This window comes from Streptomyces sp. NPDC017943 (genome assembly GCF_044328425.1).
Classification (GTDB): domain Bacteria; phylum Actinomycetota; class Actinomycetes; order Streptomycetales; family Streptomycetaceae; genus Streptomyces; species Streptomyces djakartensis_A.
This window is the reverse complement of record NZ_JBIRHH010000003.1, coordinates 797284-821898: the sequence shown is the minus strand read 5'-3', so window position 1 is coordinate 821898 and position 24615 is coordinate 797284. Positions and strand designations below refer to the sequence as shown.

The 24615-nt window shown below is 74.2% G+C and carries 18 protein-coding genes and 3 pseudogenes; 13 read left to right on the top strand and 8 right to left on the bottom strand.

From position 1 onward, the window contains the following. Positions 1–16 precede the first annotated feature (16 nt). Entirely contained in the window at positions 17–619 is a 603-nt protein-coding gene (locus ACH4C6_RS13190; protein WP_398108649.1) for a DUF4291 domain-containing protein, read from the top strand. A 20-nt stretch (positions 620–639) separates the two neighbouring features. On the opposite strand, the gene ACH4C6_RS13185 is transcribed toward ACH4C6_RS13190, so the two are convergent. Together ACH4C6_RS13185 and ACH4C6_RS13180 are read right to left on the bottom strand one after the other, a co-directional pair. Further along, positions 640–819, bottom strand: coding sequence for a hypothetical protein (locus ACH4C6_RS13185; protein ID WP_398108648.1), 180 nt, complete (start codon positions 817–819; stop codon positions 640–642). Between the two features lie 108 nt (positions 820–927). Further along, entirely contained in the window at positions 928–1803 is an 876-nt protein-coding gene (locus ACH4C6_RS13180) for an undecaprenyl-diphosphate phosphatase (protein WP_398108647.1), read from the bottom strand. Positions 1804–2110: 307 nt separating this feature from the next. On the opposite strand from ACH4C6_RS13180, the gene ACH4C6_RS13175 reads away from it, so the two are divergent. From ACH4C6_RS13175 to ACH4C6_RS13145, 7 genes are all read left to right on the top strand, one after another. Further along, positions 2111–2602, top strand: coding sequence for a hypothetical protein (locus ACH4C6_RS13175; RefSeq protein ID WP_398108646.1), 492 nt, complete (start codon positions 2111–2113; stop codon positions 2600–2602). Positions 2603–2781: 179 nt separating this feature from the next. Next, positions 2782–5433: a LuxR C-terminal-related transcriptional regulator gene (locus ACH4C6_RS13170; RefSeq protein ID WP_398108728.1), complete on the top strand. Its 2652-nt coding sequence runs from the start codon at positions 2782–2784 to the stop codon at positions 5431–5433. 159 nt (positions 5434–5592) lie between these two features. Next, complete coding sequence (locus ACH4C6_RS13165) at positions 5593–7221, top strand: MFS transporter (protein WP_398108645.1); 1629 nt, start codon at positions 5593–5595, stop codon at positions 7219–7221. Positions 7222–7280: 59 nt separating this feature from the next. Further along, entirely contained in the window at positions 7281–7466 is a 186-nt protein-coding gene (locus ACH4C6_RS13160; RefSeq protein WP_398108644.1) for a CsbD family protein, read from the top strand. Between the two features lie 154 nt (positions 7467–7620). After that, on the top strand, positions 7621–7818 hold the full coding sequence (locus ACH4C6_RS13155; protein ID WP_376326096.1) for a hypothetical protein: 198 nt from the start codon (positions 7621–7623) through the stop codon (positions 7816–7818). Between the two features lie 160 nt (positions 7819–7978). Further along, positions 7979–9334 (top strand): hypothetical protein, encoded by a 1356-nt coding sequence (locus ACH4C6_RS13150; protein ID WP_398108643.1) that lies wholly within the window; start codon positions 7979–7981, stop codon positions 9332–9334. A 472-nt stretch (positions 9335–9806) separates the two neighbouring features. Then, positions 9807–10532 carry a lysostaphin resistance A-like protein gene (locus tag ACH4C6_RS13145; RefSeq protein WP_398108642.1) on the top strand — a complete coding sequence of 242 codons (726 nt, stop codon included), beginning with the start codon at positions 9807–9809 and terminating at the stop codon, positions 10530–10532. Positions 10533–10565: 33 nt separating this feature from the next. On the opposite strand, the pseudogene ACH4C6_RS13140 reads toward ACH4C6_RS13145, so the two are convergent. The 3 genes and pseudogenes from ACH4C6_RS13140 to ACH4C6_RS13130 all read right to left on the bottom strand — a co-directional run. After that, positions 10566–12116, bottom strand: a pseudogene (locus ACH4C6_RS13140) (alpha/beta hydrolase); the annotation flags it as partial. A gap of 180 nt (positions 12117–12296) precedes the next feature. Continuing rightward, positions 12297–13634: pseudogene (locus tag ACH4C6_RS13135) on the bottom strand (diacylglycerol/lipid kinase family protein); the annotation flags it as partial. A 241-nt stretch (positions 13635–13875) separates the two neighbouring features. Further along, positions 13876–14346 carry a winged helix-turn-helix transcriptional regulator gene (locus ACH4C6_RS13130; protein WP_398108641.1) on the bottom strand — a complete coding sequence of 157 codons (471 nt, stop codon included), beginning with the start codon at positions 14344–14346 and terminating at the stop codon, positions 13876–13878. A gap of 103 nt (positions 14347–14449) precedes the next feature. Between ACH4C6_RS13130 and ACH4C6_RS13125 the strand changes: the two genes are divergently transcribed. Continuing rightward, the gene (locus ACH4C6_RS13125) at positions 14450–15619 is read left to right on the top strand and encodes a thiolase family protein (RefSeq protein WP_398108640.1); all 1170 of its coding nucleotides are present in this window, start codon (positions 14450–14452) and stop codon (positions 15617–15619) included. Positions 15620–15647: 28 nt separating this feature from the next. On the opposite strand, the gene ACH4C6_RS13120 is transcribed toward ACH4C6_RS13125, so the two are convergent. After that, positions 15648–16439: a TVP38/TMEM64 family protein gene (locus tag ACH4C6_RS13120; RefSeq protein ID WP_398108639.1), complete on the bottom strand. Its 792-nt coding sequence runs from the start codon at positions 16437–16439 to the stop codon at positions 15648–15650. Positions 16440–16809: 370 nt separating this feature from the next. On the opposite strand from ACH4C6_RS13120, the pseudogene tuf reads away from it, so the two are divergent. Beyond that, positions 16810–17979, top strand: a pseudogene (gene tuf, locus ACH4C6_RS13115) (elongation factor Tu). Between the two features lie 100 nt (positions 17980–18079). After that, on the top strand, positions 18080–18925 hold the full coding sequence (locus ACH4C6_RS13110) for a spermidine synthase (protein WP_398108638.1): 846 nt from the start codon (positions 18080–18082) through the stop codon (positions 18923–18925). Here the strand turns inward: ACH4C6_RS13110 and ACH4C6_RS13105 are convergent. Together ACH4C6_RS13105 and ACH4C6_RS13100 are read right to left on the bottom strand one after the other, a co-directional pair. Further along, positions 18887–20224, bottom strand: a complete 1338-nt coding sequence (locus tag ACH4C6_RS13105; RefSeq protein WP_398108637.1) for an MFS transporter — start codon at positions 20222–20224, stop codon at positions 18887–18889. The genes ACH4C6_RS13110 and ACH4C6_RS13105 overlap by 39 nt on opposite strands. A 25-nt stretch (positions 20225–20249) precedes the next feature. After that, a complete protein-coding gene (locus tag ACH4C6_RS13100) occupies positions 20250–21260 on the bottom strand; it encodes a hypothetical protein (protein ID WP_398108636.1) in 1011 nt (336 codons plus the stop codon). 163 nt (positions 21261–21423) lie between these two features. Between ACH4C6_RS13100 and ACH4C6_RS13095 the strand changes: the two genes are divergently transcribed. Beyond that, positions 21424–21876, top strand: coding sequence for a DUF4442 domain-containing protein (locus ACH4C6_RS13095; RefSeq protein ID WP_398108635.1), 453 nt, complete (start codon positions 21424–21426; stop codon positions 21874–21876). A 561-nt stretch (positions 21877–22437) separates the two neighbouring features. After that, positions 22438–24096, top strand: a complete 1659-nt coding sequence (locus tag ACH4C6_RS13090) for an RICIN domain-containing protein (protein WP_398108727.1) — start codon at positions 22438–22440, stop codon at positions 24094–24096. The last annotated feature ends 519 nt before the right edge of the window (positions 24097–24615 follow it).

Genomic DNA, 24615 nt, shown 5'->3' with positions numbered 1-24615 from the left:
GGCCAGCCTGTCCTGCGTGAACGACCGAAGAGAACCGCGCCACCGGATACGTGCCCGCCAGACCGACTCCACGCTCACCGTCTACCAGGCCTACCGTCCGGAGATCGGCGGCCCCGCGGCCCGCACGGGCCGCTTCCCGTCGTCGTGGAAGCGGGACCGCATGACCTGGATCAAGCCCTCGTTCCTGTGGATGATGTACCGCTGCGGCTGGGGCACCAAGGAGGGGCAGGAGACCGTCCTGGCCGTCGAGATCAGCCGGGAGGGCTTCTGCTGGGCGCTGCGGCACGCGTGCCTCACCCATCACGTGCCCGCGCTGCACGGGGACCGGGCGGACTACGCGCGGCGGTTGAGGCAGGCGCCGGCCCGGGTGCAGTGGGACCCGGAGCGTGACCTGAGGCTGGCCGCCCTGCCCCACCGCTCGCTGCAACTGGGACTGGCGGGGGAGGCCGCGGCCCGGTACGCCGACGAGTGGATCGTCGGGATCGAGGACGTCACGCCGCTCGCCACGGAGGTGCACGCCCGGGTGAAGGCCGGTGAACTGGCCGCGGCCGCCCGGCTGTTGCCCGAGGAGCGGCCGTTCGAGGTGGACGCGGAGGTGCTGGCGCCGCTGCGTGCCTGAGCACCCCGCACGCGGTGGGGTCAGGCCGCCCTGACGACGTGGGCGCGGACGGCGGTGGCCCATTCGACGACCAGCAGCTCGTACTCCGCGCGCTCCTCGGCGGACAGGGTGCCGCCCGTGCGCCGCCACAGCGCACGGATCTCCTCGTTGACCTGGGCAGCGGGCCGCACGGAACCAGGGGTCAGGGAATCGGGGGACATGCCGCCCAGCCTAGGGGCAGCCCCTGACAGGCCGCTACCGGACGGCTACGGGATCGATATGCGGTTGGTCACGAGACCGGGGTCACACGGTCCGGTCACGCGGTCGGGTCAGTGCGCCGGCTCACCCGCGTGCGGGCTGAGGACACCCATGCCGACCAGGGCGATGATGAGGATGCCGAGGGCGATGCGGTAGTAGACGAAGGGCATGAAGCTCTTGGTCGAGATGAACTTCATGAACCAGGCGATGACCGCGTAGCCGACGCCGAAGGCGATGATCGTGGCGAAGATCGTCGGCCCCCAGGAGATGTGCCCGCCCTCCGTGGCGTCCTTCAGCTCGAACACGCCGGAGGCGAGGACGGCGGGGATGGCGAGGAGGAAGGAGTAGCGGGCCGCGGCCTCACGCCTGTAGCCCATGAACAGGCCGCCGCTGATGGTGGCGCCGGAGCGGGAGACGCCCGGGACGAGCGCCATGGCCTGGCACAGACCGTAGATCAGGCCGTCCCGGACGCCCAGGTCCTCCAGGGCCTTGCGCTGCTTGGGCGCGCGGTGCCGGCCGCCGCTCTCGTCCCGCGCCGCGAGCCGGTCGGCCACCCCCAGGACGATGCCCATGCCGATCAGCATCGTCGCGGTGATCCGCAGATCGCGGAACGGTCCCTCGATCTGGTCCTTCAGCGTGACGCCGAGCACACCGATGGGAATGGAGCCGACGATCACGAGCCAGCCCATCCGGGCGTCCGGATCGCCGCGCAGCTCCTTGTTCGTGAGCGAGCGCGTCCACGCCGAGATGATCCGCCCGATGTCCTTGCGGAAGTAGATCAGCACGGCGGCCTCGGTGCCGATCTGCGTGATCGCCGTGAAGGCCGCGCCCGGGTCCTCCCAGCCGGAGAAGGCCGCGGTCAGGCGCAGGTGCGCACTGGAGGAGACGGGAAGGAACTCGGTCAGCCCCTGGACGAGTCCGAGGATGAGTGATTCGAACCAAGACATGAGGTAGCGGAGTCCAAGTGCCGATCGTGGGACGGGCGACGGGCGCACCGGACCGCCGTTGCGGTGAACGGGGGATCATGTGTGCCGAGGGGGAAGCGTAGCGCCCCCGGGTGACCGCACCGACACAGGGGTTGGCAGCCGCGGGCCCGTGGAGGCGGCGAGCCGGGGGAGGGGCGGCCGGTCACCGGCGAGTCACCGAAGCGGCCCCGTCCGTTCACCCGTGCCGGGTGAGGCCACCCGCCCCGGAGGCGCTCAGGCTCGGTGGAGACACGGCAGTAGCCGCCGAACCGCGGGAACGAGGCGTGAGATGAGCACGACATCCACCCAGCCGTCGCACCGGGCGCGGGACGAATGGGCCGGCGGGCTGACCGCCTTCGCCGCCGTGATGCTCTTCCTGGTCGGCCTCCTCGACGTCTTCCGGGGCATCGCGGGCATCGCCGAGGACGACATCTTCGTCACCACGCGCGACTACGTCTTCGCGTACGACCTCACCGGGTGGGGCTGGGTCCACCTCGCCCTCGGGGTGATCGCCGTGGTGGTGAGCCTGGGACTGCTCAGGACGGCGCTGTGGGCCCGCGCCGTGGGCGTGGCCATCGCCGGGCTCGTGGTCATCGCCAACTTCCTGTCCCTGCCGCAGTACCCCGTCTGGTCGGTCGTGATGATCGCGCTGTCGGGCTCGATCATCTGGGCCCTGTGCGTCGTACCGCACGACAACCTCCTGGAGGCGTCGGACGACCTGTCGATGTACGCACGGGACGAGGGGTACCGCTCCACGATGTCCCCGCGCCCCCCACGGTGACCCGGCCGGTCCGGCGTGCCCCCGCCCCCCTCGTCCCCGGGTGGCGCCGATGACGGGTGACCTGCGCACCGAACGGTCACCGTGCGCGGCACCGCCGGGGCTGGGATGCTGTAGCTGCAAGCGCTGCTCATGCTGCGGCCCGGTGGACAGGGGTGATGAGCACCGTGGACGACATCGACATGGATTCCCCGGATCCGGCGGTCGCCTTCGTCGGAGCTCTCTCGCACAGCCACACCGACCCCTTGGGCGATCCCTTCCTGCGCACCCGCTTCGCCCGGCCCGCCAAGCCCTCCGCCTTCCTGAGGCGCCAGCGCCTCGTCGATCACCTCGGCGAGGCCCTCCGGGCACCGTTGACCCTCATCAACGGGCCGGCGGGATCCGGCAAGACCCTGCTGGCCTCCGACTGGGCCGACGAGGTGGACACACCGCTCGCCTGGCTCACCTTCGACGGGACGGACAGTCCGCCCGGGGTCTTCTGGGCCTACGTCCTGCAAGCCCTGCGCGCGGGCGGCGCGCCGGTCTCCGACGCCGTGGGCACACCCGCGGACGCCGCGCACGTCGATCACCGGCTGCTCTCGGTCCTCGCCGCCGAACTGAACGAACGCGACAGGCCCGTGACCCTCGTGCTCGACGACTACCACCGCGTCACCGACACGAGGATCGCCGAGCAGTTGGAGTTCGTGCTGCACCACGCCGGCCCCGGCCTGCGTCTCGTGCTCGTCACCCGCACCGAACCCGTGCTCCCGCTTCACCGGTACCGGGCCGCCGGTGTCCTGACGGAGATCCGCTCGGCCGAACTCGCCTTCACGCCCGAGGAGGCCGCGGCGCTGCTGCACCTGCACGGCCTGAACCTGCCGGTGCAGGCGGCACGCAACCTCGTCGACCGCACCCGCGGCTGGGCGGCCGGTCTGAGCCTGTCCGCCCTGGCCGCCAAGGAGAACCACGACCCCGAGCTCTACCTGAAGGAGTTCGAGGCGGACTGCAGCACCGTAGGAGACTTCCTGCTGGCCGAGGTGCTCAACGGGCAGACACCGCAGACCCAGGACTTCCTGCTGCGGGTGAGCATCCTGGAGCGCTTCTGCCCCGACCTGGCCGACGCGCTCACCGGGCGCATCGACGCCGAGCCCATCCTGGCCTCGCTGCACGGCGCCAACGCCTTCGTCGAGCGTCTCGGGCACGCGTGGTACCAGCTGCATCCCTTGTTCCGGGCCATTCTGCGCACGCACCTGCGGGTCCGCATGCCCGGCCAGGAGCCGGAGCTGCACCGGCGGGCCGCCGAGTGGCTGCGCCGTCACGGCTGCCTCGCCGAGGCCCTCACCCACAGCACCGCCGCGGGCGACTGGGACTTCGCCGCCGACGCCCTCGTCGAGGACCTGGCGATCGGCCGGCTGTTCACCGGTCCAGGCGCGGACGACCTGACCCAGCTCTTCTCCGACATGGAGCCGGAGGCCCACGGTCCGGCGACCGACCTCGTGCGTGCCGCCCGGGACCTGTCCCGGCACGACGTCGACCATGCCCGCGCCAGCCTGCGCCAGGCCGAGCGGAACCTGCCCGACGACGCGGCGGCCCGGCTGAGCTGCACCCTGCTGGACGCCCTGGCCGCCCGGCTGGCCGGTTCGCCGCCGGACGTGGAACGGGCGGCGGAGACGGCCGCCGGGCTGAAACGGAAGGTGCCGGCCCATCTGCTGGACAAGCACCCGGAGTTCGACGCCCTGCTGATGGCCCACGTCGGCTCGACCCTGCTGTGGGCCGGACGGCTCGAGGACGCGCGTGCGGTCCTCACCGATGTGGCCGGCACGGCCGGTGGAGTGTCCACCGCGTCCGCCCGGGAGGAGGCCATGGGGCATCTGGCCCTGCTCGACTACCTGAACGGCTGGACCGCGCGGGCCGAGCACAAGGCCCTGGAGGCGGTCCCGGACACCGAACGCCCCGGTGCGCCCCAGCCGTCCGGCGCCGCCATCGGCCGGCTGGTCCTCGCGGCCGTCGCGGTCGACCGCGACGAACTGGACCGGGCCGCGGACCTGCTCGACCGGGCGGACCACCTCTCCCGCGACAGCCGTGACCCGGTCGTGGCGGCGGGACGCGCCCTGGTCGAAGCCCGTCTGCTGCTGGCCCGGGGCAAGGTGCGGGCCGCCGTGGAGGCGGCGGACCCGGCCGTCACCGCCAGCGTGGCCTGCCCCTGGGCGACGACGCACGAGATGCTGGTGGCGGCGACGGCCCAGCTGACCGAGGGACGAGCGGACCGGGCCGCCGAGGCACTCGCGGCGGTCCCCGGCGACCAGCCGGTGTGGGCCGTGCAGGCGGCCACCCTGCAACTCGCGGCGGGCGGCCCGGAAGCCGCCCTCGACCTGCTCGGCACCTTGCGCACCGATGGACGCGCCGGACCGGCCGTGACCGTCCGGGCGGTGCTGGTCAAGGCGCGGGCCGCGGACGCGGAAGGGGACTCCGCCCTCGCCCGCAGGCTCGTGGGGCAGGCACTCCTGGACGCCCGGCGGGAACGGCTGCGGCGGCCCTTCCTGGACGCCGGGGCGTGGCTGCGCCCCTTCCTGGCCACCGCGCCCCTGCGGGACCTGGCGGCCGGCTGGCTCCGGCCCGTGCCGCCGCCCGGCGAGAAGGAACAGGCACCGCCGCTCGTCGCGGTCGAGCTGAGCGCGCGCGAGCACGACGTCCTGGCACGTGTCGCGCGGATGATGTCGACGGAGGAGATCGCCGCAGACCTCTGCCTGTCCGTGAACACGGTGAAGACCCACCTCAAGAGCATCTACCGCAAACTGGCGGTGACCCGGCGCGCCGAGGCCGTGCACCGCGCGCGGGAGCTGCGGATGCTGTGACGGCGGCCCGGCAGACGGCGGGCACGCCCTCGATCCGGCCGGGGTCCCTCCTCGCGGGTGAGGCGCACGGCCGCGGCCGGGTGTGTCCTTGAGGGGTCGTACGCGGTGCCGGGAGCGGTGCCGCGCCGGCATCCCGGCTCACCCGGCGAGGTGGAGACAGTGAAACGCTGGCGGGCTCTGATCGTCCTCGGCACGGCCCAGTTCCTCATGGTCCTGGACACCTCCGTGATGAACGTCTCCATCAGCCGGCTCGTCGAGGACTTCGACACGGACGTCACCGCCATCCAGGCGGTCATCACCCTGTACGCGCTGGTCATGGCCGCCTTCATGATCATCGGCGGCCGGCTGGGCGACATCGTGGGCCGTCGCCGCATGTTCCTGCTCGGCCTGGCCGTCTACGGCGTCGGGTCGGCCCTCACCGCGGTGGCGCCCGAGCTGTGGGTGCTCCTGCTGGGCTGGTCCGTCATCGAGGGGCTCGGCGCGGCGATGGTGCTCCCGGCCATGGTCGCCCTCGTCGCGGAGTCCTACCGCGGACGCGAGCGGGCCGTCGCCTACGCGGTGATCGGCGGTCTCGCGGGGGCCGGCATCGCCGTCGGCCCGCTGCTGGGCGGCTGGGTGACGACGTATCTGACCTGGCGGCTGGTCTTCGCCGGCGAGGTCGTGATCGTCGCGGTGGTGCTGCTGTGCCGCCACGTGATCAAGGCGGCACCCGCCCGGGGCGCACGCCCGCAACTGGACGTGGTCGGCGCGCTCCTCTCCGCCGTCGGACTCGGGCTGGGGGTCCTCGGCGTCCTGCAGAGCAGCACCTGGGGCTGGGTACAGCCCCGCAACCCGCCCTTCACCGTCCTCGGTTTCGCCCCCACCCTCTTCGTCGTCGGGGCCGGCGCGGCCGTCCTGGCCGTCTTCCGGTGGTGGGAGCGGCGCCGCACTCACCGGGGCGACGATCCGCTCGTGCACCTGACCCTGCTGAGCCGGCCCGTCCTGCGGTCCGGTCTGCTCGCCCTGCTGAGCCAGAACCTGATCCTCCTGGGGCTCTTCTTCACCATTCCGCTGTACCTGCAGGTGGTCCAGGGCTTCGACGCCTTCGAGACGGGACTGCGTCTGCTGCCGGTGTCGGCCACCATGCTGGTCACCTCGCTCGGCGCGTCCTCACTGGGGCGGAAGCTGGGTCCGCGCCGGGTGGTCCGGCTGGCCCTGCTGACCCTCGTGGTGGCCATCGTCTGGTTGCTCGCCACCATCGACCCGGCCATCGACGACGCGCAGTTCGCCGGCGCCATGGCCGTGCTCGGGGTGGGGATGGGCCTGCTGGCCTCGCAACTCGGCAACGTCGTGCAGTCGAGCGTGGAGGAGGCGGAGCGCAGCGAGGCGGGCGGCCTGCAGTTCACCGCCCAGAACCTGGGATCCGCGCTGGGCACGGCCCTCATCGGGTCCCTGCTCATCGGCTCGCTGGCCCACGCGTTCACCACCCGTGTGGAGGACGACCCGCAGCTGTCCGCCGCCACGCGCGAGGAGGTCGGCGTCGCCCTCGAGGCCGGGGTCACCTTCGTCCCCACGGACCAGGTGCGCTCGGCGGCGCACCGTGCGGGGCTGCCGCCCGCGGAGGTCGAGGCGGTGGCGGACTCGTACGCCTCTGCCCAGCTGCAAGGCCTGAAGGCGGCCGTCCTGGCCACCGGTGGCATCGCTGCGGCCGCCTTCCTCGTCACCCCGAACCTGCCGGCCGCCAAGGAGAGCCGGCCGCGAGGGCCGGGCACCGCCGACCGCGCCCGGGCACCCGGCCGGCCACGCTAGGCCCGCGAGGAACCCCCCATGTCGCATCGACGACGAGCGTCGCAAGGGAGATGGCCGTCATGAACCACGCCGTGATCAGAGCCAGGGGCAAGCTGAAGGAGATGACCGGCAAACTCACCGGGAACGACCGGCTGAGGGCCGAGGGGAGGACCGACCAGGCGAAAGCCGCGGCCGGCGAGACGGTCGCCGATGTCCTGCAACGGGTCCGGGGCGTCCGGGACTCCTTGAAGCGGGGGCGCTCCTGAGTGCGTGCCCTGTCCTGGCCCGCCGGCTCGACCGGGCCCGGCGGGCGCCCGCGGTGGCTCACCTCCTCCGGGTGAGGTACCGCACCGGCACCGGGCCGGAGGATGACTCACAGGGCGCCGTCCGCCTGTCCCGGGCAACCGTGGGAGGAAGCTCGTGCGCTACGAGATCCGCGTCGAGGGCCACCTGTCGGAGACCCTGGCCAAGGCATTCCCGGAGCTGGGACATGTCGTGATGGCCGGGCAGACGGTCCTGTACGGCCATGTCGTGGACGAGGCGCACCTGTACGGGCTGCTGGCCCGCTGCCAATCGCTGGGCCTGCGGGTCGTGGAGATGCGCCCCACACCGGAGTGACGCGCCCCCGGCGCAGCCCTTCCCGCGGGTTCACCCACGCAGGGTGATCCCGGCAGCCCCTCGCTCCGCGAGGCTGGGACGGTCGTACCGAGCGCAAGGCACTCACCGCGACCGTGGGCACGGCAGTGCGACGGTCGGCGGAACGTCGGAAGGCGCACCCATGGGAAACGCCGGGGACCCCGACCGGCCCGATCGCGGCGACACCGCGCGAGGGAAGCAGCCGCTCAGCCCGGGGGAGAGGTCGGACTACGAGCGGCTGCGGCGTCAGGCGTCCGTCCGGCACCGGCGCGCGCGTCGGGCCGGGGCGTCGGTCCTGCTCCTGCTGACGTTGCTGCTCGCCCCGCTGGCCGTCGTGGCCGCGTGGGTCGAGGACACGGTGTCCGACACCGACGGATACGTGAGCACGGTCGCCCCGCTGGCGTCCGACCCCGCCGTGCAGGCGGTCCTGACGGAGCGTCTCACCGACCGTGTCGTGGACCGTGTCGACGTCGAAGCGGTGACGGACTCGCTGGCGCGGACCCTCCAGGAGGCGGGCGCGCCACCCCGTGTGATCGACGGGGCCGCAGCGCTGGAGGGACCCCTGCACGACGCGGTCCGGACGGCCGTGGACCGCGCCGTCGCCGGGGTGGTCACGAGCGAGGCCTTCCGGCAGATCTGGGAAGGCGCCAACCGGCGCTCGCACGCCGCCGTGACGAACATGCTCACAGGTGAGCGTGAAGGCGCCGTGAGCGAGGAGAACGGCACCGTTCAGCTGGACGTGGGCGAGCTCGTCGACCAGGTGCAGCAGCGGCTCGTCGACGCCGGGTTCGACAAGGCCGCCGCCATCCCGGACACCGACCGCACCGTCACGCTGTTCGAGACCGAGCACCTGGGCAAGGCCCAGGACGCCATGCGGCTGCTGGACGTCCTCGGTGCCTGGCTGCCCGTCCTCACCGTCGTCCTGGCCGCGCTGGCCGTGTGGACCGCGCCGGCCCACCGGTTCATGCTGCTGATCACCGCGACCGGCGTCGCCGTGATGATGGCGGTCCTGCTCGTCATCCTGGCGCTGGTCCGGCGGGTCTACCTCGACTCCGTTCCGCCCGCGGCCCTGCCCGCCGACGCCGCCGCGGCCGTCTTCGACACCTTCGTCCGCTTCCTGCGCGACAGTGCCACCACCCTGCTGGTGGTGGCGGTGGTCACCGCGCTGATCGCGTACCTCCACGGTCCCGGACGGCTCGCCCGCGGCGTCCGGAGCACGGCGGACCGCGGCACCTCCGCCGCCGGCCGGGCCCTCGGACGGGCGGGAGTGCACACCGGCGGGCTGGGGTCCTGGCTGGACCGGCACCGGACGGCGATCACCGGCGTCGTCCTGGCGGGCGGGGCGCTGGCGCTGCTGCTCTGGAACCGGCCGAGTGCCGGGGCCGTCGCCCTCGTCCTGGGCATCGCCCTGGCCCTGCTGATCGTCGTGGCGGTTCTCGCCGCCGCCACCGGGCGGCCCGGCCGGGACGCGCACGCGGCCGGGGACCGGGCCGTCTGAGCCGTGCCCGCGGCCACCCGGCGACGTGCCGTGACGCCCGCGCTCCCCGGCCGCGACGGGACCGCCGGGTGCGCTCACCCGCGTCGGGTGAGGCCGACCGGGCGCCGGCCCGCGCACGCTGGGGGCACCTGCCCGGCCTCACGCCGGGCCGAACAGCGGCCAGCTCGTGGTCACCGTCGTGCTGCCCTTCCCGGGCGTCCTCCTCCGTGTGAGCGCCCGCGGGAAGGACACGGGCCGCCGTGGGATCGCGCAGGCGCGGGCGCAACAGGAGGCCTTCGATGCACGCATCCGGCCGGCCACGGGCACGGCGGCATCCGGCAGGGGAACACCGGCCGGCCGACCGGACTTCGCGACGCACACTCCGGGCCCGTGAACGGCCACCGCGCGGGCCGCGACGCACCATTCACCGCAGAGGGCGGGTGACGAGCGGGGCCGACGACCGCCGTCTCCCGCCGCGGCGAGGCGGCGCGCCGTGAGCGGCAACGTCGCGGAGCGCCGCCGGACGCCGCTCGGCACGTGGCCGGCGGTCGGTCTCACGGTGGCCCTCCTCCTGGTCGCCAATGTGGCCCTGCACCGCTCGACGGGCTGGTCGCGCCTGGCGGTGGCCGTCCTGGTCTGCGTGCTGCTGCTCGGCGTACTGCGCTGGGCCGGCGGCACGCGCGCCGACGCGGGGCTGGCACCCGGGACCCTGGCCCGCGGTGCCCGCTGGGCGCTGGCCCTGTCCGCGGTGGTGGCCGGCGTCTACCTGGCCGGGGCCGCCGTGCCCGCCACCCGCACGCTGTTCGAGGACCACCGCTACGACGGGATGAGCGGCACCGCTCTCGCGCTGCGCGTCGTGGTGCTCGTACCCGTCGGGACGGTACTGGTGGAGGAACTGGCCTTCCGCGGCGTGCTCTACGGGTTGGTGTACCGGGCCCGCGGGGCCGTGTGGGCGACCGCGGTGTCGAGCGTGTTGTTCGGCCTGTGGCACGTACTGCCGTCACTGCACCTGGCCGGCGCGAAGCCCGCGCTGACCACGGTGTTCGGTGTCACCTCGCTGGGCGCCGTGCTGGCCGTGGTGGCCGCGGTGCTGTTCACGGCGGCGGCGGGCGTCCTGTTCTGCGAACTGCGCCGCCGCAGCGGCAGTGTGCTGGCTCCCATGGGCCTGCACTGGGCGGTCAACGCACTCGGCTACCTCGTCGCCTTCCTGCTCCGCTGACCGCACCGCGGCCTCAAGCCCCGCCGCCGCGCGCTAGTCGCCGGGCCGGACGAGGTCCTTGAGCCGGTCGAGGTCCTCCGCCGTGAGGTCGGCGGGCCGCATGACCGCGTTCCAGCCGTCGACGTACGCGGCCTTGTAGGTGTGGCCGTGGCCGTCGGGGACGCCGGTGGAGAACGGCAGGTCGGCGGTGACCTGCCAGAAGGTGACGAACGGCATCCACACCATCTCCTCGAGCACGTCGTCGCCGGGTGCCTCGCCGATCCAGTCCGGTTCGGAGAGCAGCAGGCGGGGGCTCCACCAGACGATCGGATCGGACGGGTGCAGGAGGTAGAGCACCCGGGGACCGTTCCACGGCCGGTTCGCCGGAGGCGTTCCGGAGGCGGGGTCGTCGGTGAACCGCACCGTCCGTCCCCCCTCGTAGACGGGCTGGACCTCGGGACTGCCCGGGTCGCGCCCGTCACTGAACTCACGGAACAGCGTGTTGAAGTTGGGCGGCCCGGCGAACACGGTTCCCGCGGTGCGGTTGCGCAGGTCGTACTCCCCGCTGAAGGCGGTCTCCCCGCCGAACGAGCCCAGACTCTCGCCTGCGACGAACAAGCGCGGACGCTGCTCGGACGGGAGCTTGGACCAGGTGTCGTAGACCGCGTCGAAGAGTTCGCGGCCGGCCTCGCGTGCCTTGGACTGGTCGACGAGGTACGACAGCCACGACGGCAGATAGGAGTACTGCATGGCGACGGTGGCCGAGTCGCCGTTGCCGAGGTACTCGAACGAGTCCACGGCGGCCGGGTCCACCCAGCCGCTGCCCGTCGTGGTCATCACGAGCAGGTTCTCGCGCTCGAACCCGCCCGCCCGTTCGAGGTCCGCGACGGCACGCGCCGCCCGGCTCTCCGCGTCGTCGGCGGTCGCCAGGCCCGCGTAGGCGCGCACCGGCTCCTGTCCCGTGCGGTGCGTGAAGGCGCCGATGTCGGCGGCCGAGGGGCCGCCGCCGGTGAAGGCACGGCCCTGCCTGCCCAGTGAGTCCCAGGGGACGAGGGAGCCCGGCCCGCCCGAGCGCAGGGCGGAGGTGGGTTGCAGCACGCCTTCCGGGGTCTCGGTGTCCCGGAGCGAGAACGCCTCGTTGGCCGCGTTCACGATGCCGCCGAGCAGCAGCCCGGTGAACGCCGACCACGCCAGGGCGGCCACCGCCAGCCAGCCGACCGCGCGCGCCGCTCGTCTGCCGATCCAGCGTGCCAGGAGGGCGGCCGTCCAGTGGTACGCGCGGCGGAGCCCGCGCCCGGCCAGCAGCAGCAGGCAGAAGACGACCGCCGCGACGAACGGGCAGGCGACGGTGGCGAGGACGTTGTAGTCGGTGACCCCCATGAGTTCGCGGATCCTGTGCTGCCAGTACTGGCCGAGCCCGAAGGAGAGGCCGCCCAGCACGGCGGCGGCGACGAGGAGGACCCGCCACGACCGGGGTGAGGGTGTGCGTGCGTCCCGGTCGGCGAACGCGCGCCAGACGCAGGCCGCGACCACGCCCAGCCCGTACCCGATGGCGGCGCTGATCCCGCAGATCAGCCCCTGGAGGACTCCTCCGCGGGGCAGCAGCGACGGAGTGAACGACAGGCAGGCCAGGACGAGCGCACCCCAGCAACCGGGCAGAGACGCGCGGCGCCGCCGGCGGCGCTCGGCCCGGTCGCCCCGGTCCTCCGCCCGCGCCGCCTCCCCGTCGTGGGCTCCGGCCGGCGGGTCGCCCGGCTCACGCGGGGCCGCCCCGTCCGGTCCTCGCCCGGGCGAGGGGCGGCCCAGCGCCAGCCGGGCCACGTGCGGCCAGTCCGCCGCGTCCCCGACCGTCCGCGGGATGCGGGCGCGCCGGCGTGGCACGCGGACCCGGAGCGCCCCGGGCAGGATGCGGCACACCACGGGCGAGCGCAGCACGACGTGTTCCCCGTCGATGCCCACCGGGAGGGTCTCCGCGTCCGCCTCGACCACCACGTCGCCGGCGGTGAACCGGACCACGGCCTGCGAGCGGGCGCCGCGCACCGAGCGCGCCGCCTCGACGGCGTTGCCGATCCGTACGCCCACCACGCCGAGCGTCCCCGCGTCCAGCCGGTGCCTGCGTCCGGGACGCGCCGCGTCCAGCGCCCGCCCGTAGACGTTGTTGCTCACGAGCAGCGCCTGGAGTTCGCCGACGAGCCGTCCGCCGGCCCGGGCACGGAGCCCGGTGCCGCCGCCGGTGAGGAGACCGGGCAGCGTGCGCAGGGTCGTACGCGCCTTGGCCTCGCGGTATGCCGGCTCGGTGACGACCGACGCGTAGGTCCCGAAGGAGGCGTTGTTGACGAACACGCGCTCCCCGGCACACCCGAGGTCGACCGGGACGTCGACGCCGTCGGTCAGCGCCCGCAGGGCCGCGGCGGGATCGTCGCGGTCGAGACCGAGGTCGAGGGCGAAGTGGTTGCGGGTGCCGGCGGGGATCACGACGAACGGCAGGCCGTGCAGGGAGGCGACCTCGGCCACCAGCGCCTGGGTCCCGTCACCGCCGGCCACCGCCAGCAGGTCGGCCCCGTCGGCGACGGCCCGCCGGGCCAGTTCGACGACGTCCTGACCCGCGTCCAGCACCTCCACCCGGCAGCCTGCCGCCCGCGCCTTCTCCACCAGCTGGAAGCGGCCCACCTTGCCGCCGCCGGAACGCGGATTCATCACCACCCAGGGAGCGCGGGCCGCCGGGGCGACGGCTCTCCCCTCTCCGGCCCCGCCGGGTCGCGATGCGGCACGGGCCATGGCCACGGCCGCCGCCCACAGGGCCAGGGAGGCCAGAGCCGGGCCCAGCAGCCCGAACGCGGAGTACAGGGCGAGCACGGTCACCGGTGCGGCCACGGCCAGGACCGCTCCGACGACGCGGAGCACACCGGTGTGGGCCAGGAACCACCACATGCCGACGGCGGCGAGCGAGAGGCCCGCGAGACCGGCCAGGGCCCACAGCACACTCCGCAGGCCCGCGGCGACGAGCGGCACCAGAACGCTTGCCCCGAGGGCCAGCAGGGCGAGGCGGGCGGGCCCGGCGCCGTGTGTCCGGGCGGCGCCGCCGTCACCCGGCTCCCTCGTGTCGTCTCCGCGTCGCGCCACGTGTCACGCCCTTCATCCGACACCGGCCTGCCGAGGACGCCTCGCGTCGTCGGGTGTGCCCGGCCGTCGGCAGGGGGCGCCGCACGGCCGTGCCGACCGGGATGCCCCGCAGCCCGCCGGGAAGGCGGTCCGGCCCCGTCCGCCGTACGGGTCCGCACCGGTACGGGCCACTTCAGCGTGCCGTGCCGGGCCGCGCGCGACCTCACCCGGCGCGGGTGAGCGCGCCCGCGGAGGAAGCCGCCTAGACCGCCGTGGGCCCCGTGACCGTCCAGCCGGGCGCCTGCGGGTGGGCCGTGAGGTCCTGGTGGCGTACCTCGCCGCCGCAGGTCCGGCAGGTCACCGCGGGGTCCAGGGCCCCGCCGCAGGAGTGCTCCAGCAGCATCGGCCGGTCGCCGTCCGCCCGGAGGTGGCGGTCGCCCCAGGCCATCAGGGTCCACAGCACCGGTTCGAGCTCCAGACCGGCCTGCGTCGGGCGGTACTCGTAGCGCTGCGGACGCTCGCTGTACAGCCGCCGGGTGAGGATCCCGGCGTCGACGAGCCGGCGCAGCCGGGTGGCGAGGATGTCGCGCGGCGCGCCGATGTTGCGCACGAGCTGGTCGAAGCGGCCGTTGCCCAGGCACACCTCGCGCAGGACGAGGAGGGAGTGCTTCTCGCCGACGAGCGCCAGGGTGTCGGCGATGGAGCAGGGGCGGGGGTCCTTGGTGGCGGCCATGGACTCCAGTCTAGGAGAGGGTTGGAAAATCCAATCCACCGGTCTACTGTGAGTTCGGATTTCCTACTCACTGGTAGCTCACTGGTAGCCGTGGAGGCCCGCCATGCGTGACGCAGTCATCGTCGAAGCCGTACGCACCCCGATCGGCAAGGGCAAGCCGAACGGCGCCCTCGCGCACGTCCACCCTGTGGAACTCCTCGCCCACACCCTGCGCGCCCTCGTCGAACGATCCGGCGTCGACCCGGCACTGATCGACGACGTCATCGGAGGCACCGTCGACCAGGTCGGCGAGCAGGCCATGAACACCACCCGCTACGCGCTGCTGTCGGCCGGCTTCCCGGAGTCGGTGCCCGCGACGACCGTCGACCGCCAGTGCGGCTCCTCGCAGCAGGCCGTGCACTTCGCCGCCCAGGGCGTCCTGGCGGGGGCCTACGACCTCGTCGTGGCCTGCGGGGTGGAGTCGATGAGCCGGGTGCCGATGTGGTCCAACGTGCCGGCGGGCGCGGACCCGTTCGGGCCGGGCGTCGCCGCCCGCTACCCCGAAGGGCTCGTGCCGCAGGGGATCAGCGCCGAGCTGATCGCCGCCAAGTGGTCCCTCGGCCGCGAGCGGATGGACGACTTCGCGCTCGCCTCCCACGGCCGGGCCGCGGCCGCCTGGGAGGCCGGGCTCTTCGACGCCGAGGTCGCGCCCCTGGAGGGCCTCACGCGCGACGAGAGCGTACGGCCCGGCGGCACCCGGGAGACCCTCGCCGGGCTCAGGCCCGCCTACCACGACCCCCACTTCGCCGAGCGGTTCCCGCAGATCGAGTGGAACATCACGGCCGGCAACGCCAGCCCCGTCAACGACGGCGCCTCGGCGGTGCTCATCACCTCGAGCGAGACCGCGGCCCGGCTCGGGCTGCGCCCGCTCGCCCGGCTGCACAGCTTCGCCGTCACCGGCTCCGACCCGCTGCTGATGCTCACGGGCGTCGTCCCGGCCACCGAGAAGGTGCTGCGCAGGGCGTCCCTGACCCTGGACGACATCGACCTGTTCGAGGTCAACGAGGCCTTCGCCAGCGTGGTCCTGGCCTGGCAGCAGGAGACGGGTGCCGACCTGGAGCGGGTCAACGTGCACGGCGGCGCCCTCGCGCTCGGCCATCCACTGGGCGCCAGCGGCACCCGGCTGACGACCACGCTGGTGCACGCCCTGCGCGCCCGCGGCGCCCGCTACGGGCTGCAGACCATGTGCGAGGCGGGCGGACTGGCCAACGCCATGGTGCTGGAACGGGTCTGAGCGGGGCGGGCGGCCGGCTGACGGGCGGTCAGAGGCCGCGCAGGCGGTGCCGTTTGCGCCAGGCCACCACCACGCCCGCCAGTGCCGGCAGCGCGATGCAGGCCAGGGCGATCAGGAACGCCGGGGAGGTCGGCGTGGAGGCGCGCGCGCCGGCGACGGCGTAGGCGGCGGTGTTCGGGATCGAGCCGAGGGCCGTCGCCAGCAGGAACGGCACCAGGCCCATCCGGGAGACCGCGGCGCAGTAGTTCGCCGCCCAGAAGGGCACGCCCGGGAACAGCCGCACCGCCAGCATCGAGCGGAAGCCGTGCCGGCTGAGCTGGCCGTCCGCGGCCTTCAGCCAGCGCCCCCGCAGCAGCGGCCGCAGGGCGTCCTGGCCGAGCGCCCGGCCCAGGCAGAAGGCGATCCCGGCGCCCAGCACCGTGCCCGACAGGGCCACGCCGAGACCGAGCTGTGAACCGAACAGCGCACCCGCCGCCAGATTGAGCAGCGGCCTCGGCACGAACGCCACGGTGCACACGCCGTACGCGGCCGCGAACACCACGGCCGCCATGGCACCCCCGATGTAGGGCGGCCAGCCCTCGGTCAGCAGGCGCTGCGGCTCGAACAGCAGCACCGCGCAGGCGCCGGCGCCCAGCAGCGCCACGAGCAGGGACAGCCGGGACCACGGGGAGAACAGAAGTCTGGTGCAGCGGGCGGCGAAACCGGAGGACGCGGTGGACGGGGCGGTCGTGGCCCGGGGAGCGGCGACGGCGAGTTCCGCGGTGGCGGCCGGGGGAGAGGCCGTTGCGGTGCCCCCAGAGCGGTTGGTGGCATCGAGCATCCGGTGACACTAACCGACAAATGTGTGTGATCGCCGTATGGTTCGTCTCACGAGCGTCACAGGAGCCCGGGGGCGCGGGGTGCCCGGGCCGGGGGAAAACCATTCGACGCGCGGGGTGTTGTCGGCGAGGATCGACCTCATGTTCCGGCACGCCTTCGCTCTCGCTGCAGCCCTGGTCAAGGGCGCTCCGAAGGCTGCCGTCGTCACTGTCGCGGCCGTCGCGGACGGCGCCCGAAGCTGACCCTCCCCGGTTCGTCCGGCGGGCCCCGCGAGGGGAGGGTCGGGCAGCGCCTCGGGGTCCCCGAATTTTTTCCTCTCCGCCGGCGGGCGCGCGCATCGCGCCTCCGGCCAGACGCTTCGAGGTACAGCCATGCCCAAGACGGCCTACATCCGCACGAAACCGCATCTCAACATCGGCACCATGGGTCATGTCGACCACGGCAAGACGACCCTGACCGCCGCGATCACCAAGGTCCTCGCCGACCGAGGCACCGGCGCCTTCGTGCCGTTCGACCGGATCGACCGGGCGCCCGAGGAGGCGGCGCGCGGGATCACCATCAACATCGCGCACGTCGAGTACGAGACCGACACCCGCCACTACGCCCACGTCGACATGCCGGGCCACGCCGACTACGTCAAGAACATGGTCACGGGCGCCGCGCAGCTCGACGGGGCGATCCTCGTGGTCTCCGCGCTCGACGGGATCATGCCGCAGACCGCCGAACACGTCCTGCTCGCCCGGCAGGTGGGGGTCGACCACGTCGTCGTCGCCCTGAACAAGGCCGACGCGGGCGACGAGGAGCTGGCCGACCTGGTCGAGCTGGAGGTCCGCGACCTGCTCACCGCGCACGGCTAAGGCGGCGACTCGGTGCCCGTCGTCCGGGTCTCCGGGCTGAGGGCGCTGGAGGGCGACCCGCGGTGGACGGCGTCGGTCGAGGCGCTGCTCGACGCGGTGGACACCTACGTGCCGATGCCCGAGCGCTACCTGGACGCCCCGTTCCTGCTGTCCGTCGAGAATGTGCTCACCATCACCGGCCGGGGGACCGTGGTGACCGGCGCCGTCGAGCGGGGCGTGGTGCGGGTCGGCGACCGGGTGGAGGTGCTCGGGGCCGCGGTGGAGACCGTGGTGACCGGTCTGGAGACCTTCGGCAAGCCCATGGAGGAGGCCCAGGCCGGGGACAACGTGGCGCTGCTGCTGCGGGGTGTGCCGCGCGACGCCGTCCGGCGGGGGCACGTGGTGGCCGCGCCGGGGAGCGTGGTGCCCGGCCGCCGCTTCACCGCCCGGGTGTACGTGCTGTCCGCGCGGGAGGGCGGGCGGACCACGCCCGTCTCCACCGGGTACCGGCCGCAGTTCTACATCCGGACCGCGGACGTGGTCGGGGCCGTCGACCTCGGCGGGCAGGCGGTGGCCCGGCCCGGGGACACCGTGGCGATGCGCGTGGAGCTCGGCCGGGACGTGCCGTTGGAGCCGGGACTCGGCTTCGCCGTCCGCGAGGGCGGCAGGACCGTCGCGGCGGGGACCGTGACCGAGGTGGGCTGAGTCGGCGCGGCACCGCGCCTCCGGCCGCCCCCGTGCGCAGCGACCGCGCGGGGGCGGCCCCGGTCCCTCCCCGGGCGCCCGGCCCCGGCACAATCGAGGGGTGAACGAAGCCCTCCCCGTCGCCCGGTCCGTCGACCACGGGTTCGCCAAGCTCATGCCCGACGTCGACCGGGAGCGTGCCTGGCTGCTCACCGTGGACGGGGCGCCCCAGTCGTACGTCGACCTGGACGACCCGGCCCACCTGGAGTTCGAGTACGCGCGCCGGCTCGGGCACGCGCTGGACGTCGCGGCCGAGCCGGGGCGGGCGCTGGACGTGGTGCACCTCGGGGGCGGGGCCCTCACGCTGCCCCGGTACGTGTCCGTCACCCGGCCCGGCTCACGGCAGGACGTCGTCGAGGCCGACCGCGGCCTGCTGGAGCTGGTCACCGGGCATCTGCCGCTGGCCGAGGGGGCCCGCGTGACGCTGCACGCGGCGGACGCGCGGCGCTGGCTGGAGGAGGCTCCCGGCGACTCGGCGGACGTCGTCGTCGCCGACGTCTTCGGCGGCTCCCGGGTGCCGGCGCACCTCACCTCGGTGAGCTACGTGCGCGAGGCCGCGCGGGTGCTGCGCTCCGGCGGGGTCTACCTCGCCAACCTGCCCGACGCGGCGCCCTTCGCCTTCCTGCGCTCCCAACTCGCCACCCTAGGCACCGCCTTCGAGGAGATCGCGCTGGTCGCCGAACCCGGGGTGCTGCGCGGGCGGCGGTTCGGCAACGCGGTGCTCGTCGCCGCGCGCGGGCCCGTCGACGTCGCCGCCCTGGCCCGGCTCGCCGCCGCCGACGCCTTCCCGGCCCGGGTGGTGCACGGCCGCGCGCTGCAGGAGTTCACCGGTGCCGCGCGGGCCGTACGGGACGAGGACGCCGTACCGTCACCCGAGCCCCCCGACGGGGCGTTCGGCATCGGCTGACGGCTGTCCGGCGGCCTCACCGGTGACGCCCTTGGCCACCGGTGTGGTGCGGCGGCGCAGGTTGCGCACGTCCGGGACGCACAGCACCGCCGCCGTCACCAGGACCACCAGACCGGCGCAGCCCCACAGGGCCGCGGTGCGGCCGAAGGCGTCCTCCGCCGGTCCGGCCGCCGCGGTGGCCAGGGGCACGAACGCCACGGAGCCGAACCAGTCGTACGCCGAGACGCGGGAGAGCTTCGCCTCCGGGATCTCCTGGTGCAGGGCCGTCATCCAGGAGACGCCGAACACCTCGACCGTCGCCCCGGCCACGAACATCACCGCGAACAGCACGCCGATCGGCACCGGGACGGCCAAGGCGGCCGAGGGCAGCGCCAGGGGGAACACGCACAGGGTGCCGGCCAGGAGCAGCCGGCGCGGCTTCCAGCGGGTCATCAGCAGGGCGCCGGCGACGGTGCCCGCGCCGAACGCGCCCAGGGCCAGACCCCAGGGTCCCGCGCCGCCGAGGTGGTCGCGGGCGACGAGGGGGCCGTACACGGCGTCGGCGGCGGCGACCACGGCGTTGGCGACGGAGAACTGCACGACGATGCCCCACAGCCAGGGCCGGCCCGCGAACTCCTGCCACCCTTCGCGCAGGTCGGCGAGCAGGCCGCCGCCGGGGGCCCGGGGCGGTATGTGGCCCACGTCGAGGAAGGCCCGCAGTGCCCCGGCGACGGCGAAGGCGGCCGCGTCCGCGGCCAGGACCCAGCCCGGACCCATCGCGGCGACCATGGCGCCGCCCAGCGCGGCCCCGCCGAGACCGGCTCCCTGCATCGCCATCCGGAACACCGCGAAGGCGCGGCCCGCCTGCTCGCCCTGGACCGAGGACATGAGCATGCCCTCGGCGGCCGGGCCGAAGAAGGCCTGCCCGGTACCGCCCAGGGCGGCCAGCAGCATCATCTGCCACAGCAGGGGGTCCCCGGTCAGCACGAGAACGGCGAACACGGCCTGCGAGAGGCAGTTCAGGGCGTTGGCCGCGACCATCACCCGGTGCCGGGGCAGCCGGTCGGCGACGGCACCGCCGATCAGCAGGAACAGCACGAGCGGCACCGTCCGCGCCGCGGCCACGAGGCCGACATCGCCGCCGTCCCCGCCCGCCTCGAGGACGGCGAAGGCGGCGGCGACGAGGGCGCCGCCGCTGCCCAGGCTGGTGACGACCGCGGCGGCGGTCAGCAGGGAGTAGTTGCGGCCCGCCCAGGCGGGGCGGCGGGAGAAGGTGGTCGGCACCCCGTGACTATCCACGGGAAGGGGCCGGCTTGCCAAAACGGCCGGCGCCGGCCCCGCCCGGTCAGGAGTCCGTGGGCGCTTCCTCGGTGAGGCGCACCGTGCTGAGGATCTTCTGGATGGTCGCCTCGGGCAGCTCGTCCTTGACGCCCTTGGCCCCGTACAGGTTCCAGGTCACGAAGTCGCCCGCGCCGTTCTTGAAGGCGAAGGTGATGGCCTTGCCCTCGCTGTCGCACTTGCCGTTCTGCGGGGTGTTCTCCGAATGCGCCGTGGCGACGCTGCCCTTGATGCCCGACTTGGTGGTGTACGGCTTGGGCTTGGTGTACTTGACGCTCTTCTTGTCGGGCTGGGTGTAACCGCCGAAGATCCACCACGGGACACGGGTCTCGGCCGCCATGTCCGTGTTCTTCGCGCCGTTCTCGCCGCGGGTGCCGGCGGTGGCCAGCGCGGTGTCCTCCTCGCGCCCGTCCTTGTTCGCGTCGCTCGTGCACCACTTGGACTTGAAGTAGGCGGGAGCGGTGACCGTGGTGCGGTCCATCTCCCCGTCCTTCTTCTCCCATTCGAAGCCCACGCTCGTGTCCGGCGTCTCGATCTCCCAGTCGGAGGGGACGTCGAACTTGGTGCCGAAGCGCGGGTTGGCGACGACCTTCCAGCCGGGGACGGTCGCCTTCTCCGGCCCGCCGCCGCGCGGGTTGTCCCCGCCGCCCGAGGCGCTCGGATCGGCCGAGGGGTCCTTGGACGCGGTCGGGGACGGCTTCTTCTTGCCGTCGGTGCCGTCCGCCGTGTCGTCCTTGTCACCACCGAGCACCAGGAAGCCGGTGACGCCGGCGGCCACCACGACCGCGGTCGCCGCGATGATCGCGACGAGCTTGGTCCGGTTGCCGCCGCCGCCCTGCGGGGGCTGCGGCGCACCGGCCGGCGCGGGGGTGCCCCACTGCGGCTGCTGTCCGTAGGGGCCGGGCTGCTGGTAGCCCGGCTGCTGGTACGGATTCGGCTGCTGGTACCCCGGCTGCTGGTACGGGTTGTTCGTCTGCGGGTTCTGCTCGCCCCCGGGCGGCTGCTGTCCTGGCCACATGGGCAGTCACCCTAGCCGCGCTTCGGACACGATTCGGTCACCGCCCGTGGACGGGGGCGTAGCAACCCGGGGGCGGAGTCGTGCGGGACATGCGGTGGAGGCGTGTGCGGCGGTCGTCACACGGACCTGGTCAGACGACTCTACTCGTGAGTAACATGCGGGCATGAGCGCAGACCAGATGTCCATCGGCGAGATGCTCGCCGCCACGGTGCCCATGGCCCGGACCCTGAACCTCGAGTTCCTCGAGACCTCGCCGGAGCGGGCGGTCGTCTCCCTGCCGGACCAGGGCGAGTACCACAACCACGTGGGCGGCCCGCACGCCGGCGCGATGTTCACGCTGGGCGAGTCCGCGAGCGGGGCGATCGTGCTGGCCGCGTTCGGGGACCAGCTCTCGCGTGCCGTGCCGCTGGCCGTCCGTGCCGAGATCGCCTACAAGAAGCTCGCGATGGGCGTCGTCACCGCCACGGCCACCCTCGGCCGCCCGGCCGCCGAGGTCGTCGCCGAACTCGACGCCGGTGAGCGGCCGGAGTTCCCGGTCGCCATCGCCATCCGGCGCGCCGACGGCGCCGTGACCGGCGAGATGACAGTGGTGTGGACCCTGCGGCCCAACGGCTGAACGATCCGCCACCGCCCTGCCCGAGCCCCGGCCGTGTGCCGGGGCTCTCGTGCGTCGTGCGCCGGTCCGGGGGGAGATTTCGTGGACCGCTCGCCTTTGTCCGTGCACAACTCGCCCGTCCCGTCGAGTCGTTTCTTCGAAAGCCGGTGCGGATACCGGCGGTAACAATTCGCATTTCCTCGTACCGCGAACTCAAGCCGCCCGAACTCCTTGTTACTTGTCAGTCGTGTGTGCGAAAGTGAGCCGCCTCACAGCCGGGTCCGGTCCGCAATCGACCCGGCACAGGTATGCACCCACCACCCTGCTTTCGGACGGACGCGCCATTCGCCTGCCGTCCTGTGGCTGGAAGGAAATGGTTCCGTGCCGTCCCCCCACCCCCCACGCCCGCCGTTCCCGCCGCGCCCCGGAGCGGTGCCGGCGGATTCCGACCGCAATCTCCTCGCCCGGGCAGCCGAACCGAGTGAAGGCCCACGCGCCGTCGCGCTGCTGCTCGCGCGGCACTGGCGTGCGGTCCACGAGTACGCCGTCATCTGCCTGGCCTGCTCGCAGGACTCGGCGTCGATGGCGGCGGCCGCCGCCATTCGCCGGGAACTGGCCCGGCCGGACGGCGGCGCCCTGCGCCCGCGGCTGCTCGCGGCCGTCCGCGACACCGTCGGGGAGTGGGCGGCCGACGACGCCGTATCCGCCTCGCTGCCGGAACTCCGCAAAACCGTCGGCGCCCGCGGTCTGCGCGCCGCCCGGTCGGTGACACCCGAAAGGCGACGCCTTGCCGAGCGCGCTTTCCGGGCGCTTCCGGGAGCTTCTCAATGCCTGCTCTGGCACACCGAGGTCGAAGCCGAGTCGCTATCCGTACCGGCCGGTCTGCTGGGCGTGGACGCCGGTACCGCGGCGGCCGCCCTGGAGCATGCCCGCGAGCAATTCAGGACGGGTTGTGCACGCGCCCACCGGGAACTCGCGCCGACCCGGGAATGCCGCTACTACAACCGTCTGCTGGACGTCCCGATGCGCCGCGGGGGAGCCCTGCTGCCGGACGTGCAGCGGCACCTGATGGCCTGCCGCTACTGCCGGCACGCGGCCGAGCAGCTCAGCCACTTCGAGGGCGGGCTCGGGGAGTTGCTGGCGGAGACCGTGCTCGGGTGGGGAGCCCGCCGCTATCTGGAGTCGCGGCCGGGCCGCGACCCGGGACACGGCGGCCCCGCCGTGGGCGGACGCCACCGCCTCACGGCCCGCACCCCGGACGGCGACGGCCGGCCCGGAGTTCCCAGGCGGCGCCACGCCAAGGCGCTGGCTGCCGCGGTCGGGGTGACGTCCCTGGTGCTGCTCGCGACCCTGCTGACAGCCCGAGGCTGGAGCGAGGAAGCCGGCACGGTCGCCTCGCAGGCCACCGGGGGAGCGGCGCGCCCCGACGCGACCGCCGCCACCGTGGCCCACCCCGCCGAGGTGGCCCGGGGGCGGCTGCGCAACCTCGACACGGACCTGTGCCTCGACGTCAGGGGCGGGCGCCTGCGCGCCGACTCCCGTGTGACGCTGGCGGGCTGCTCCGCGGGGTCGCCGCAGTGGACGTACCGGGACGACGGCCTGCTGCGCTCGGCCGCCGACCCGCGGCTCTGCCTGGGATCGGACGCGGCCGAGAAGTCGGTCGTGCTGGCCGGCTGCCTCGTGCACGCCGGAACCGTCCGCTACGACCTGACCGTGCGGGGGGAGTTGCTGCCACGGGAAGGGAAGGGCGGCGCCCTGGCACCGGGCAGCGGGAGGGAGGTCACCGTCGCACCGCGCGACGGCTCGGCGTCCCAGCGCTGGGCGCTGGAACCGGCGCCCGCCGCGGGCGGCTCCCCGGCCGGCCGGGGAGCCGAGGAGCCTTCGGGGACGAGCCCGCGGAGGGCGGAGGAGCAGCCCCCGGGCGCCGCACCGCCCGGATCGGCAACCCGGCGGCCGAGGCCGCCGCGGACCGGGTCCGTTGACCCGGTACCTCCGGAGCGGTACTCGACGCGGGCCGTGCAGGTGGGCTGCTGCGCCGGAGGGGCTCCCGGGGTGCCGTCCGGGGACCGGGCCGCGCACGAGACGACCGACGCGCTCGACGCCGCCTCCACCGCCGTGACCGGCACGCTCGACACCGCGACCACGGCCGCCGTGACCGGCGCACTTCCGGCCGGCCTCGGCGGTGACCGCGTCGCCCGGGCCGTACTTCCCGCGGGCCGTGCGGGTGGGTTGCTGCGCTGAGTCGGCTTCCGGGGTGCGGGCAGGTAGGTGAGCGGGGCGCGTACGAGGTGACCGGCGTGCGCGACGCTGGTCACCGCCACCGCCGTGGGGTGTCTCCTACGGCCTTGGACCGCCCGCTCGGCGCCGTCGGAGCGGTCCTCGACGCGGGCGGGTGGATGGCCGCTGCGCCGAAGCGGCTCCGAGGGCGCGGCAGGGGCTCGGGGCGCGGGCCGGGCACGAGGTGACCGACGCGCTCGACGCCACCACCACCGCCGCCGGGGCCGTACTTCCCGCGGGCCGTACGGGTGGGTTGCTGCGCTCAGTCGGCGCCCGGGGTGCGGGCAGGTGAGCGGGGCGCACCCGGGCTCCGGGTCGGCTTCCGGGGTGCGGGCAGGTGTGCGGGTTGCGCACGAGGGGACCGGCGTGCGGGATGCCGCCACCGCCGTGTCCCGTGCGTGCCCGTGCTCACCGGGATGTTCCCGCCTGCAGGGCCGCAGAGTCCGCGCGCAGACGGATCGCCGGGAGGCGCCGCGCATCGAA